The organism is Acinetobacter sp. 1000160, from assembly GCF_000588715.1.
GTDB classification, from domain to species: domain Bacteria; phylum Pseudomonadota; class Gammaproteobacteria; order Pseudomonadales; family Moraxellaceae; genus Acinetobacter; species Acinetobacter courvalinii.
This window is the reverse complement of the sequence record NZ_JFWP02000001.1, coordinates 34700-48754: the sequence shown is the minus strand read 5'-3', so window position 1 is coordinate 48754 and position 14055 is coordinate 34700. Positions and strand designations below refer to the sequence as shown.

15 protein-coding genes and 1 tRNA gene are annotated in these 14055 nt (G+C 40.6%); 10 read left to right on the top strand and 6 right to left on the bottom strand.

What is annotated here, in order from left to right:
* The first annotated feature begins 88 nt into the window (after positions 1 to 88).
* Positions 89 to 382: a hypothetical protein gene (locus J699_RS18070; protein ID WP_032868923.1), complete on the top strand. Its 294-nt coding sequence runs from the start codon at positions 89 to 91 to the stop codon at positions 380 to 382.
* A gap of 458 nt (positions 383 to 840) precedes the next feature.
* Here the strand turns inward: J699_RS18070 and J699_RS18075 are convergent, their stop codons facing one another.
* Both J699_RS18075 and J699_RS18080 read right to left on the bottom strand, forming a co-directional pair.
* The gene (locus J699_RS18075; RefSeq protein ID WP_032869226.1) at positions 841 to 1242 is read right to left on the bottom strand and encodes a hypothetical protein; all 402 of its coding nucleotides are present in this window, start codon (positions 1240 to 1242) and stop codon (positions 841 to 843) included.
* Between the two features lie 247 nt (positions 1243 to 1489).
* Positions 1490 to 1566 (bottom strand) — tRNA-Ile (locus J699_RS18080).
* A 278-nt stretch (positions 1567 to 1844) separates the two neighbouring features.
* On the opposite strand from J699_RS18080, the gene J699_RS18085 reads away from it, so the two are divergent.
* A complete protein-coding gene (locus tag J699_RS18085; protein WP_032869201.1) occupies positions 1845 to 2390 on the top strand; it encodes a 1-acyl-sn-glycerol-3-phosphate acyltransferase in 546 nt (181 codons plus the stop codon).
* A gap of 142 nt (positions 2391 to 2532) precedes the next feature.
* Complete coding sequence (locus tag J699_RS18090; RefSeq protein ID WP_005285173.1) at positions 2533 to 3282, top strand: YebC/PmpR family DNA-binding transcriptional regulator; 750 nt, start codon at positions 2533 to 2535, stop codon at positions 3280 to 3282.
* Between the two features lie 43 nt (positions 3283 to 3325).
* Here the strand turns inward: J699_RS18090 and J699_RS18095 are convergent, their stop codons facing one another.
* Both J699_RS18095 and J699_RS18100 read right to left on the bottom strand, forming a co-directional pair.
* A complete protein-coding gene (locus tag J699_RS18095) occupies positions 3326 to 3796 on the bottom strand; it encodes an Lrp/AsnC family transcriptional regulator (RefSeq protein WP_004771770.1) in 471 nt (156 codons plus the stop codon).
* Between the two features lie 459 nt (positions 3797 to 4255).
* On the bottom strand, positions 4256 to 5026 hold the full coding sequence (locus J699_RS18100) for a glutathione S-transferase family protein (RefSeq protein WP_032868812.1): 771 nt from the start codon (positions 5024 to 5026) through the stop codon (positions 4256 to 4258).
* 359 nt (positions 5027 to 5385) lie between these two features.
* On the opposite strand from J699_RS18100, the gene J699_RS18105 reads away from it, so the two are divergent.
* The 7 genes from J699_RS18105 (at position 5386) to ychF (ending at position 13012) form a co-directional block, all read left to right on the top strand.
* A complete protein-coding gene (locus J699_RS18105; protein WP_032868811.1) occupies positions 5386 to 6597 on the top strand; it encodes an SfnB family sulfur acquisition oxidoreductase in 1212 nt (403 codons plus the stop codon).
* Between the two features lie 13 nt (positions 6598 to 6610).
* Positions 6611 to 7834 (top strand): SfnB family sulfur acquisition oxidoreductase, encoded by a 1224-nt coding sequence (locus J699_RS18110; RefSeq protein ID WP_032868809.1) that lies wholly within the window; start codon positions 6611 to 6613, stop codon positions 7832 to 7834.
* On the top strand, positions 7834 to 9246 hold the full coding sequence (locus J699_RS18115) for an LLM class flavin-dependent oxidoreductase (protein WP_032868808.1): 1413 nt from the start codon (positions 7834 to 7836) through the stop codon (positions 9244 to 9246). Before J699_RS18110 ends, J699_RS18115 begins: the two co-directional genes overlap by 1 nt.
* A 27-nt stretch (positions 9247 to 9273) precedes the next feature.
* On the top strand, positions 9274 to 10104 hold the full coding sequence (locus tag J699_RS18120; RefSeq protein ID WP_032868807.1) for a MetQ/NlpA family ABC transporter substrate-binding protein: 831 nt from the start codon (positions 9274 to 9276) through the stop codon (positions 10102 to 10104).
* An 11-nt stretch (positions 10105 to 10115) separates the two neighbouring features.
* Entirely contained in the window at positions 10116 to 11186 is a 1071-nt protein-coding gene (locus tag J699_RS18125; RefSeq protein ID WP_032868806.1) for a methionine ABC transporter ATP-binding protein, read from the top strand.
* Positions 11167 to 11826 carry a methionine ABC transporter permease gene (locus J699_RS18130; protein WP_009515246.1) on the top strand — a complete coding sequence of 220 codons (660 nt, stop codon included), beginning with the start codon at positions 11167 to 11169 and terminating at the stop codon, positions 11824 to 11826. Before J699_RS18125 ends, J699_RS18130 begins: the two co-directional genes overlap by 20 nt.
* A 94-nt stretch (positions 11827 to 11920) precedes the next feature.
* Complete coding sequence (gene ychF, locus J699_RS18135; RefSeq protein WP_005229883.1) at positions 11921 to 13012, top strand: redox-regulated ATPase YchF; 1092 nt, start codon at positions 11921 to 11923, stop codon at positions 13010 to 13012.
* 120 nt (positions 13013 to 13132) lie between these two features.
* Here ychF and J699_RS19430 read toward each other — a convergent pair whose 3' ends face one another.
* Both J699_RS19430 and J699_RS18145 read right to left on the bottom strand, forming a co-directional pair.
* Entirely contained in the window at positions 13133 to 13657 is a 525-nt protein-coding gene (locus tag J699_RS19430) for a hypothetical protein (RefSeq protein ID WP_032868804.1), read from the bottom strand.
* 37 nt (positions 13658 to 13694) lie between these two features.
* Entirely contained in the window at positions 13695 to 14009 is a 315-nt protein-coding gene (locus J699_RS18145) for a lysozyme inhibitor LprI family protein (RefSeq protein ID WP_050441664.1), read from the bottom strand.
* Between the last annotated feature and the right edge of the window lie 46 nt (positions 14010 to 14055).

Genomic DNA, 14055 nt, shown 5'->3' with positions numbered 1-14055 from the left:
ATATTTAATTAAAAATTTATTTAAATATTGCCCCAATAATAAATTCCATGTTAATTAATACTTAATATATTTATAAAAGGCAATAAATATGTATAACTATATTTATAAATCTGCCCTACTTTTATCATTAATGGCATTTGCTTCGGTGAGTTATGCTGCAAGCACAATCCAATTGAATGGAAGTATTGTAGAAGATACCTGTTCTCAACAACTGCAAATCAATGAATGCGAACAATTGAACATGTTACGGCAAAAAATTGAATCCCAAACTATTTCATTAAGCGATTTAAATACTTCACCTCAAAAAAACACCATGACTGAGATTAGCTTTGAGCAACTTCCAGATCATAAAAATGCGATTATTATTGCAAACTACTACTAGTTAATACATTTATTATCAAGATGTGATTCAGTTAACATTAATAACGAATTCACATCTTTTTAATAATCAAAAAACTCTTTTAGATTTAAATAGTAATTCAATACCTAAAATTTATTTATTGCATTTTTATCAGCATGAAAAACGGGCTATTCAATAGTTTGATTGAGTTGCGGGCATAACGAGCAGACATCTACTCTCCACATTCTTACTTGGGTAGATTGAAGATAGAAAGCAAAAATGGCGGATACTGTAACAAATCCCAAGCAAGCATAGAGCACAGCGGTTTGAGTACAACTGATCTAAACAATTTTTGTAGCCACCCTCTTTTACAATATGGCATTCCCTTACTTAGTTTAGTTCTTTATGTTGAAGAAATAGCGGGACTGCTCTGATCTATTTCTCAGGACATTTTACTCTGCGATCAATGCTAAACCATATACAAGTCTTCAAGCGCGATTCTACTCAAAAATACTCACTTGAGTCTGACCATCTATTGAAAATATACATTTGCCTTTAAATTCTTGTGCATTCCCCAGCTCATTTTCAGCGCAGAACTCCAGATAAAGATATACGTCTCCACTTTTTTGATTTATATAATAATTCCCACGCAAATTATCGTTAAAACTCACGCTTTTTTCCTTTATCACATTGGCGAGCACAAGTTTTTTGCACTTTTGGATCAATTTTTCTTTATTTAAATGAATCTCAGATTTTCGAATATAAGAAGTGTTTTTACTCAAATCCCTGACATTTTTTTGATTATCATTCTCAATAATATAAGAATCAAACTCTGTCATTATATTAGAGTCTTTACTCTTATAATCTTCAAAACTTTCACACCCGAATAAAAATAACATCATGGTGAAAGCTAAGACATTCTTCACTTTAATAATCTATAAGAATAAAAACTATAAGATATCAAAAATAATGAAATATGACAAAGGATAATATATCCGCCTGAGCATAATTATGATGGGACTTATATAGTCTTAAGATAATTCAAGAAGATACTACAGGTCTTGCCCTGTTGTTTTATTTCTATTGCGACCATTAATTTTTAGACATTAAAAAAGCACTTACAGTTAATACATGTAAGTGCTTGATATATGGTGGGCCCACACAGACTTGAACTGTGGACCAACGGATTATGAGTCCGCTGCTCTAACCAACTGAGCTATAGGCCCTATAAATTTCCATCATATTAATATGATGAATGCTGCCTGATCTTAGTCAAATTTAACTTCAATTACAAGCAGATGATTTTATCAAACCACCTAAAAAAGTGTTAAAAATCATAAACTGCGCTGATTCTATCTGATCTCGCTATAATGAGTAAAGTAAATATTGCACGGTTTTGATCATTTTAAAGCCATCCAAATTACTGTTATCTGGTGTTTTCGGATATGTATTTTCCTGAAAACTCGTATTAAACTGCGACCACGCACAGCCAATGATCATGGATATGAAAAAGTTTTTAGGAAAATCTATTTTTAAAGCAACAGGTTGGACATATAATGTTGATCCAGCAATCTTAGAGAATAAACAAGTCATTATCGGTTTTGAGCATACCTCTAATCTCGATACCATCCTTTCTCTGGCTTTGTTTGATATTTTAGAGATTAAAATTCATACGCTTATTAAAAAAGAATTATTTAAAGGTCCATTAAAACCAATTTTACAACGTTTAGGTGGCATTGCTGTAGACCGCAAAGCCAGTAAAGATATTGTCACGCAAATGGTGGAGCTATTTAATCAGAATGATCGTTTTAATCTGGTGATTGCACCGGAAGCAACCCGTGCTAAAGATGGTGAAGCGCGTAAACCGATCCGTACCGGTTTCTGGCATATCGCCAAAGCAGCCAATGTGCCGATCATTCTGATGTATGCCAACGCCCGAACCAAGCAAGGCGGCATCTTAGGCAAAATCTACCCGACCGAACTGCAACAGGATCTGGAAAAGATCAAGGCGCTGTATGCGGAATACGACATAGACGTAAAAATTAGCTAATGGACCCTGTCTATTTGTTCAATCTTTGATACTTGAGCAAGATTTTAAATTTTGAATATCAGTTCGGGCAGTTTTCAACAAAACCTTGGCTATGCTAATATTCCTGCACTTTTTTGAGTTTTAATTTTTTGGAGTTACTTCCATGGCGGGTCATTCTAAATGGGCCAATATTAAGCATCGTAAAGCTAAACAAGATGCAAGTCGCGGTAAGGTTTTTACTAAATATATCCGTGAAATCGTAACTGCTGCGCGTTTAGGCGGACCAGATGCTGCAAGCAACCCACGTTTACGTGCTGTTGTCGAAAAAGCACTTTCAGTCAATATGACACGCGACACCATTAACCGTGCGATCCAGCGTGGTGCTGGCGGCGAAGATAATGATGATTTAAAAGAAGTAACCTATGAAGGTTATGGTGTTGGCGGTGTGGCCGTTATTGTTGAAACCATGACCGACAACCTGAACCGTACCGTGCCAGATGTTCGTCACTGTTTCTCAAAAACCAATGGTAACTTGGGTACCAATGGTTCAGTGGCTTATCTGTTCACCAAACGTGGCGAAATTTCTTTTGACGATGTGTCTTTAGAAGATAAAGTCATGGAAGTTGCTTTAGAAGCAGGTGCTGACGATATCGAGATTGATGAAGACAGTATCTTGGTAATCACCAGCCCGGAAAGCTTTGGTGACGTTCAGGATGCGCTTACAGCTGCAGGTTTAAAATCTGACAACGCTGAAGTTGTGATGAGCCCATCGACTAAAGCTGAAATCACCGATATTGATCAAGCTAAACAAATCATGAAGATGATTGATATGCTTGAAGATCTTGATGATGTTCAAAACGTGTATACCAACGTTGAATTCTCTGAAGAGGTTTTAGCGCAACTTGATGCCTAAATCTTTCTGCCGAGTCAAAAATGCATCTGTTTAGATGCATTTTTTATAGCTTGTTTAAAAGTTTATAACAGTTAAAGACATTATATTCCTTAATCACAAAGCTGGAATGCAGCGCCACCACACTGTCGATCTTCCCAATACGGCGTAACAGGATTTCACTATAGTCATCCATATTGCGGGCCACCAGTTCCAGGATAAAATCAGCACTCTGTCCGGTCACCAGGAATGCATTGGTCACTTCCGGAATATCTTCCAGTTCCTGCAAGAACTTATCAAAAGTTTCACTATCGTGTTTGCTCAATGAAACCTGCAAAAGAATATGTAGGCTAAAGCCCAGTTTATTAAAATTGATTTCTCGTTTGAGCTGTCCCATCACTTGGGATTCGATCAGATTCTTAATGCGTCTGTGCACTGAACTAACCGAAAGGTTAATACGTTCTGATAGCTCATTCAGATTGACATCTTCATGGGTCAAAATTTCAAGAATTTGTTTATCAAAACGGTCCAATTCCATTTTACAGTCCTCATGTGTTATCTCGGTTTTTACGGAACTGTTTACGATCAGTAATTTTTAAGGGTCAAGGGAAAACATTCGTTTAACTTTTGACAATGCTGCATGGATAACGCAAACATGATTCCGATAAACTTGTGGTTTATCTTTGTCTCAAAGCCGAAACAAGACCTTTTGAGCAACTGTTCAACTGATCTCCCAATAGCTGAACAACTCGTTTCGATCCCCATCACACCCTGAAACATAAGATAACAAAGCCGTTTTATAATTATTTCCCTCTTTTCAGTTTTTTTAAAGTAAATTTGGCAATAATTTCTACTATTTTCAGCTTAAAACGAATTTTCTTTTAAAAATTAATTTTATTCACTAATAATTTTTTACTTTTGTGGCAGTTTTTCTATTTTCTTTCTCATAAAAAAAGCCCCGATGATTGCATCAGGGCTTTTTTACAGCATCATTTACTTATAACCCGCGCCAATCGACGCGTGCATTACGCTCCGTGGCATAAATACGCTGTACATATTGTCCAATCGGTAAATCAGACAATTCGTCATAATATTGTTTCAACTCACCACTGAACTGTTCAACATCATCATTCTCCAGCTCCCAAGGGGTACCTTTGATCATCAGTAAAGGGGCGAGAATTGAACAGACTGCAATATCAGCCAGCCCCAGACGGTCACCCACCAGATAACGCCCTTGATTATCAATCAGACGCTGGTTGAGATCGGTAATCAGCTCGGTCATGCGTAACTTGGATTGGGCTACTTTTTCAGGACTTAACTTATAATTGGTTGACACCAGACTTTTTAAGATTGGCTTGGAAATTTTTTCAAACTGTCGTAAATAGCCCTGCTCTCCCATCATGATTTCAAGTGGATGATCACCCACTGACAAGGCATGCGCCAAAGACCAGCGCCGGACATGTACACCCAGCTCATCAGCCAGCTTGTCAATCTCCAAGGCCTGTTCGCGCAACTGTTCATCACGTCTAAGTAATGCATGTTCAGGATAGGTCGTATCAAGATATAAAGCGATTTGGGTTGAATCAGCAATCCAGTGTTTATCATCCTTCAACATCGGCAGTAAATACTGCCCCGATTTAAGGAAGGTAAAGGCGCGATGAAAACCAGGAATCAAATTATGTGCAACATAGTCCAATTCCTTATGATCTAACAACCAGCGAGCTTTTTCACAATAGTGAGATAAAGGAAATTGGTATAAAACCCGCATAGACTCTCCAGATTTATTTTTCTACTCGATCAAACATAAGGTTTTTCATACTTTAGAAGTAAAAGCCAATGAATACAATGTCCTTTTTGCTCGATCTTTTTTAATTTTGGCGAGTTTGCTTTATAAATATTCCTGTTGAGATTATTCATTTCTTTCATAGAAAATACGGTTTCCCTTTGGGCAATAAAAAATCAAACACGACTAAGCATCTGTTTTTAATCAACATTACATATCTATTTTTCTGTTATTTTTCTCATAAAAAATGCTTAATAATTATTGTGATAATTAAGCCATAACTGATGGTTTAGTGGAAAAGTAAAACTTTTGTAAAGTTCCTCTTATCTATTAGAGGTGCTCACATGTCCAGTAATCAATCAGTGATCCACGCGCAAATACAACTGATTTCAAATGATCAGCAGGCCATTAATGCTGCCTATCAAGTTGCTGACTTTGCCTTAGAAGAGCGCAATATACGTGATCAAAACCGTATTCTACCTACAGAACAAATCATCCAGTTTAGCCAAAAGGGTCTTGGTGGAATCCGTGTACCACAGCAGTATGGTGGAGCTTTGGTTTCCAATAAAACCTTGGCCCACGTGTTCCGTATTTTAACTAAAGCCGATGCCAATGTTGGACAGATTCCTCAAAACCAGTTCGGGCTACTCAATTTTATCAATATCACCGGTTCAGATGCCCAAAAGCAGTTTATCTATACTGAAGTCCTTGCAGGTAAACGCATTGCCAATGGCGGGCCTGAGAAAAACGCTAAAGATACCAAGGCGATTCAAACCACGTTAACGTTGCAAAATGGTCAATATCTTTTAAACGGGGAAAAATTTTACTCGACTGGCACCAGTTTTGCAGATTGGCTAGCCATCCGTGCCTTACATCCAGACGGTTATACCGTATTGACGATCATTGACCGACATGCTGCGGGCGTTGAGGTCATTAATGACTGGAACGGCTTCGGTCAACGCACCACAGCCAGTGGAACAGTAAAACTTCACAGTGTCATCGCTGATCCGGCCTTATTTTTTGATGAACGCATTATCGCGGATACTCCAAATGTCCGTGGTGCCTATTCTCAACTGTTACAAGTCGCGATTGATGTTGGCATTGCCGAAGCAGCTTTTGATGACACCTTGTCCAGCGTGCGTAAAGCACGTCCGGTTATTGATGCAGGCGTAGAAAAAGCCAGTGAGGAACATTACACCCTGCAAGAGGTCGGCAAGCTCAATATCCTGCTCGATGCAGCCATTTTATTGCTAGATGAGGCAGCAGAATATCTGGATGAACTGGATCAACTCCCTAAGATTTCTGCCGAGCAAGCCGCTCGCGCTTCGATTTTGGTCGCAGAGGCAAAAATCTATGCCAATGATGCGGCCCTGCACATCTCCGAAAAACTACTCGAACTTGGCGGTAGCCGGGCCAGCCTGAGCCAACATAATCTTGATCAGCACTGGCGCAATGCTCGTGTCCATACCCTACACGATCCTGTGCGTTGGAAATTCCATGCAATTGGTGACTATTACCTGAATGGTACTCACCCTGCCCGCCATGCCTGGATTTAAGGAGTAAATTATAATGACCTCATATCAAGAATTACAAGGTTTTGCCAAGCCCCATTTAAAAGCGGCACATATCATTCAAAGCGATGCAGAAGCCTTGGAGATTGCCACACAACTCAGTCAGCAGTTTAAACAAGCTGCGGTTGAACGTGATGCCAATCGGGACTTGCCCTTTACCGAAATCGAAGCGTATAGCCAGTCAGGTTTATGGGCGATTACCGTACCTAAACAGTATGGCGGTGCAGAGGTTTCCAGCCACACCGTTGCCAAAGTGATTGCGCTGTTTAGCGGAGCAGATGGTTCAATCGGTCAAATTCCACAAAACCATTTTTATGCACTGGAAGTATTACGCAATACCGGTACCGAAGCACAAAAGCAGCGTCTCTATCAGGAAGTATTACAAGGTGCACGTTTTGGTAATGCGCTGGCTGAGTTTAAAACCCGTACCTCAGCACATAAACAAACCACCTTAATCCCAAGCGAAAACGGTTATCTGATTCAGGGGGAAAAGTTTTATTGTACGGGTAGTCTCTTTGCCCATCGTATTCCAACCTTAGTGGTGGATGAAACAGGTAATGAATTTTTGGCTTTTGTGCAGCGCGACAGTCAAGGTTTGGAACTGATTGATGACTGGTCTGGTTTTGGGCAACGGACTACAGGCAGCGGTACAGTCAAGTTTAATCAGGTCTACGTTGCCAAAGAGGATGTGATTCCATTTGATACCGCCTTTAAGCAATTGTCTTTGGTCGGCCCATTTGCGCAAATCATGCATGCCGCAATTGAAGTCGGGATTGCCCGTGCTGCTTTTGAGGAAACATTGCAACGCGTGCGTGTCGCTCGCCCCTGGATTGATGCCAATATTGAATCAGCAAATCAAGATCCGTTAACCCTATCTGAATTAGGTCGTGTCGCAACCGATGTCAAAGCCAGTGAATTACTCCTCAAACAGGCGGCTCGATCTGTTGATGCTGCCAAACAGGATCTCAATCCAGAAAGCTTAGCCAAAGCCTCAATTGATGTTGCCAAAGTTCGTGCGCATAGTAGCGAAACTGCATTAAAGGCCTCATCGAAACTGATTGAACTGGCGGGCAGTCGTGGTAGTCAACGTGCCGATGGGCTGGACCGTCACTGGCGTAATGCGCGTGTACACACCTTGCATGATGCGGCACGCTGGAAATATTACTTCATCGGTAATTATGTGTTGAATGGCATTCTGCCTCCACGTCGGGGGACATTGTAATGACGCAAACGACTGCCAAGAAAATTTTACTGAACGCCTTTGATATGAACTGCGTCGGTCATATCAATCATGGCCTATGGACACATCCGCGTGATCAGTCACATCGCTTTAATGAGCTGAATTATTGGACTGAACTGGCACAAACTTTAGAACAAGGTTTGTTTGATGGTTTATTTCTCGCCGATATTACCGGTGTTTATGATGTCTATCAAAATGGGATTGAGCTGACCCTGAAAGAGTCAATTCAACTGCCAAGCCATGACCCTTCTACCCTGATTTCAGCCATGGCTTTGGTCACGCAGAATTTGAGTTTTGGCGTCACGGTCAATCTCAGCTATGAGCAGCCTTATCAATTTGCACGGCGTTTTGCCAGTCTCGATCATTTAACCCAAGGTCGTTTGGGCTGGAATATTGTCACTGGCTATCTGGACAGTGCTGAACGCCTGATTGGGCAAAAAGGCTTAAAAGATCATGATGCACGTTATGATCAAGCCGAGGAGTTCTTACAGCTTTGCTATCAATATTGGGAAGGTTCCTGGGAAAATGACGCCTTAAAGAAAGATAAGCAACAGCGTGTTTTTACTGACCCCAAAAAAGTCCACTCGATCAATCATCAAGGGCAATATTACCAAAGCCAAGGGGTGTTTCAGGTTGCGCCATCGGTACAGCGCACACCAACACTTTTTCAGGCAGGGGCTTCACCAAAAGGACTACAGTTTGCCACGCGTCATGCGGAATGTATTTTTATTGGCGGTGATCAACCCGAAAAGATTCGTCAGCAAGTCAATAAAATACGACTACAAGCACAACAACAAGGTCGAGATGAAGATGCAATTAAAATCTTTGTCGGCATTACCGTCGTTGTGGCTGAAACACATGAACTTGCCCAGCAAAAACTGGCTGAATATCGTCAATATGCCAGCCCAGAAGCAGGTTTAGCACATTATGCCAGTTCAGTCGGTATTGATCTTGCCAAGTTTGCAGATGATGAAGCGATTCCGTATCAAAAGAGCAACAGTATTGCTTCGGTCAATGAAAAGTTTAAAGAACAGCGCATCAGCAAAAATGATCTAAAAGCCCAACATGTGCTCGGTGGACGCTATCCGCTCATTGTTGGCAGTGGTGTTGAAGTTGCGGAATACCTGATTGATCTGCTTGATCAGACCGGTATTGATGGTTTTAACCTGACCCGTACGGTTGCACCAGAATCGCATCATGATTTTATTCGACTGGTCATTCCAGAGTTACAACAACGTGGACGTTATAAAACTGAATATGCCACAGGTTCATTACGCAATAAGCTTTTTGCCCAAGGCGATCATTTAGCTGCTAGCCATCCTGCTGATCAGTTCCGATGTAGAACGCATAACAACACAGATACTCTCAAAATAATTGAAGAAATTAGTGCTTAACATTAAAGAAAAGAATTGGAGAAATATATGGCTCAAACAGCCTCTAAAAAATGGCTCGGTATTGGCCTGGTCGTTGTTGTTGCAATTATTGCCTTATTGATCTGGAATAAACACAGACAAAGCAGTAATAGTGAACTGGTGATTGGAATCAGTCCTTCTTTTGCTCATCCGCTTCAAGTCGCAGCGGATGAAGCCAAACAACAGGGATTAAATGTCAAACTGGTCGAGTTTTCCGACTGGAATACGCCTAATATTACGCTTAGTCATGGCGATATTGATGCCAACTTTTTCCAGCATCAGCCCTTTTTGGATAATGCCATTAAAGAAACCGGCTTTAAGTTAAAGTCATTTGCTGCAGGTGCGGCGTCGCATGTTGGACTGTATTCAAAAAAATATAAAAGTTTTGATGAACTGCCAAATGGTGCCACTGTTGCGATTCCGAATGATCCCGTTAATCAGGGGCGCGCACTACTCCTTTTACAGCAAGCCAAGTTAATTGAACTGAAAGATAGCAATAATCATCTTTCTGCACTGAAAGACATTACCGCAAATCCGAAGAACCTGAAATTTACCGAAGTTGAAGGGCCGCAAACTGCACGTGCCATTGACGATGTTGATCTCGCTTTTGGCTATCCGCATTACTTACGTTTAGCCAAAACGGCTGATCCTGAAAGTGCCTTACTGTTTGATGACAACACCAATAAGCGTTATGCGATTTTATTTGTGGTGCGTGATGACTATCAGGACAAAGACAACAAGCTACAGAAATTTGTCGAGATTTATCAAAACTCGCCAAAAGTCAAAGCGGCCTTGGATAGCGATTTCGGTCCAACGTTGTGGTTCCCTGGCTGGAAATAAGGAGAACAATGATGGTGAGTTTTGGTTCACAAGTCGATTTTTCAGTTCCCCATCTGAAAATACGCGGTTTAAACAAGTTTTATGATGTACAGGGCCAACGCTTACATGCCTTAAAAGACATTCATCTCGATATTCCCAAAGCACAAATTGTTGGAATTATCGGAAAAAGCGGAGCAGGTAAATCTTCCCTGCTCCGCACTCTAAATGGCCTAGAATCCATTGATACCGGCAGCATCCTGATTCATCAGCAAAATATTGCTGAACTCAGCCATGCCGAGTTGATCAAGACCCGACAGAAAATTGGCATGATTTTTCAGCATTTTAATTTAATGTCTGCCAAAACAGTGTGGGAAAATGTGGCTCTACCATTGCGGATCGCAGCTTATGACAAGGCTGAGATTGAGCAACGGGTCAGTGATGTATTGACGCTAGTGGGATTAGAAGCAAAGCGAAATGATTACCCTGCTCAACTTTCTGGTGGACAAAAACAGCGTGTGGGGATCGCGCGGGCCTTGGTGTCGCAACCTGAAATCCTGCTGTGTGATGAAGCCACTTCTGCACTCGACCCTGAAAGTACCGCCAATATTCTGGCTTTGCTGAAACAGATTAACCAGGACCTTGGTTTGACCATTGTCCTGATCACCCATGAAATGCAGGTCATCCAGGAGATTTGTGATCAGGTGGTCGTGATTGATCAGGGTGAAATCGTTGAGTCGGGGCAAGTCTGGTCGGTATTTTCCAATCCGCAACAACAGATCACACAGGAATTACTCAATTTTGAGCAGGTGAATTTACCTTTTGAACTGAGTCCAACCATTCTGCCTCAGACTACCCATCAGCTTTTAAAACTGAAATATGTCAGTGAATCGAAATCGGTGCCTGATTTATATGAATTACTGGATAGATTTAACAGCCCTGTTCAGGTGTATTACAGTCAGATTGATACCATTCAGCAGCATAGTATTGGTTCTTTAGTCATTGCGATTGGCAATCTCGAATTCGATCTGAACAGCCCCCAATTTGCAAAACATCCAGCCATAACACAACTTGAGGTGATCGGTTATGTACAATCAACTCATTGATCTGTTACTGACAGGCACCACCGATACCCTGATTATGGTTGGTGTGTCTGCGATTCTCGCCTTTTTGATTGGTTTGCCGATTGCCTTGATTTTGGTCAGCACCGCCGATTTTGGCATTTATCCGTCCAGGAGAATCAATCAGTCCTTAGGCTGGATCATTAACATCACTCGATCAGTCCCCTTCCTGATTTTAATGGTGGCTTTGATTCCATTTACCCGCTGGATCGTCGGCACCAGTTATGGTGTGCTCGCCGCAATTGTACCTTTGACTATCGCCGCGATTCCGTTCTTTGCCCGTATTGCCGAAGTCAGCCTACGCGAAGTCGATCAAGGGCTGATTGAGGCAGCACAAGCAATGGGCTGTAATCGCAAGCAGATTCTTTGGCACGTGCTGCTCCCGGAAGCATTACCCGGAATTATCGCAGGTTTTACCGTGACTATTGTCACCATGATCAGTTCTTCCGCCATTGCCGGTGCAATAGGTGCAGGCGGTCTAGGCGATATTGCCTATCGTTATGGTTACCAGCGTTTTGATATGCAAGTGATGCTGGCGGTGATTTTGGTCCTGATCGTTTTGGTCATGTTGGTGCAGGCCACTGGCGATCATATTGCCCAACAACTGGATAAACGCAAAGTTTAAGCCCGAATGGATCATCCACTCTAGCCATGACTTTGTCATGGCTTTCATGTAAAATCAGCAGCAATTTTTATATTACACATTTGTGAGTGGTTTCATGGGTTTTAATTGCGGTATTGTTGGTCTGCCAAACGTAGGTAAATCTACATTATTTAATGCATTAACAAAGGCAGCGATTGCTGCTGAAAACTTTCCGTTCTGCACCATTGAACCGAACACAGGCATCGTACCCGTACCAGATCCACGTTTGGACAAACTTGCTGCAATCGTAAAACCACAACGTATTTTACCAACCACGATGGAATTCGTTGACATCGCCGGTCTGGTTGCAGGCGCATCTAAAGGTGAAGGTTTGGGTAACCAGTTCCTTGCCAATATCCGTGAAACAGATGCGATTGCACACGTTGTTCGTTGCTTCGAAGATGAGAACGTCATTCACGTAAATGGTAAAATTGATCCATTAGATGATATTGCAACCATCAATACCGAACTTGCTCTAGCTGACCTTGATACCGTTGCTAAAGCATTGTTACGCTTAACTAAAGCGGCAAAAGGTGGCGATAAAGAAGCGCTTGCAACCAAAGCAGTTTTAGAAAAAATCCAGCCTTTACTGGATGAAGGTAAACCGGCACGTGCCGCTGACCTTTCTGATGATGAGCGTAAAGCAGTGCGTGGTTTTGGTTTAATGACCCTTAAACCAACCATGTATATTGCCAACGTAGCTGAAGATGGTTTTGAAAACAACCCACATCTTGAAGCAGTACAAAAGCTCGCTGCTGAAGAAAATGCGATTGTTGTGCCACTTTGCAACCAGATCGAAGCTGAAATTTCATTGCTTGAAGATGAAGATCGCGCTGAATTCCTTGAAGCAATGGGTATGGAAGAACCAGGCCTAAACGTGGTAATCCGTGCTGGTTATAAACTGCTTGGTCTACAAACTTACTTCACTGCGGGTGTACAAGAAGTTCGTGCCTGGACAGTTAAAGTGGGTGCCACTGCGCCACAAGCAGCTGGTGTGATTCACACTGACTTTGAAAAAGGCTTTATCCGTGCTGAATGTGTTGCCTATGATGACTTCATTCAATTTAACGGTGAGAATGGTGCCAAAGAAGCGGGTAAATGGCGCTTGGAAGGTAAAACCTATGTCGTTCAGGACGGTGATGTCTTGCACTTCCGTTTTAACGTCTAAGTCAGTGTTCTGATAAGAAAAACCGCTAATGAGGAATTTTTTGGCGGTTTTTTTATTTAAAATATTCATGTTAAATAAACACTTTATCAATGCCTATAGATAATAATTCAATAAAGAATCTCATTTATAATTTTTATCAAGCCATCTTTTAATAGAAGCAATGTCTTTGAATCTATAATAAACCCGTCCCTCTACCTGTCCTTCAAAACCTACTGAATCTTCACCTAGTAGGCTTGTTAACTCTGTTAACTTCATATTTTTATCTATCTGATAAAGATTAACTTCATAAGAACTACCCTCTATTTGAGGGGTACAACAATAATATGATGTGTGAAGAGTTATAAGTAATGGGATTTGCTTCATTTTGGGTCTATAAATACTAACGGCTAAAAGCTTAGGACTTTCTTTAGCAGCAAAATCAAAATATTTATTTACAAGAAACTTCTTTTTTGAATTTCCCATATAATTTTTTAAGGTCTCACCTTGCTCCGATGAACACGTATAATTAAATAATTTATAGTCATTTTTCTTAAAAATACTCAAATCTATGACTTGTTGCATATGACATTGGTCTTTTGCCCATGCATCCTTATAACAGAATAGAAATATTAAAATAAACAGAAAATGCATAAGGTTCTTTTTCATTTAACGATTCCATATTGTCCGCATATTAATTTCAAATTTAATATTTTCTTAAAAATGAAATCCGCTCTTTTGTCATTTCAGTTTGGCATGCTATAGCTTCAAAATGACTTTCTCGTCCAAATTCATCTTCATTTGCCATACATAGCTTTTCTTTCTTCTTAACCCAGTTTCTTTGGGATGCTTTTAACTTTTCTTTTTCATTTTGAGAAAGTTTAGATATTTTACTTTTATAAACTGAGTTTAGCACTTTGTCATTTTCTTTGTATTCAATTAAATAACAATTCAATATATCATTAAAAAAAGTACTATCAGGTTTACAAGTAATAACATCTTTATCTGCATAGGCAAACATACTAAATACAATCCAATAAAGAATCTCATTTATAATTTTTATCCAG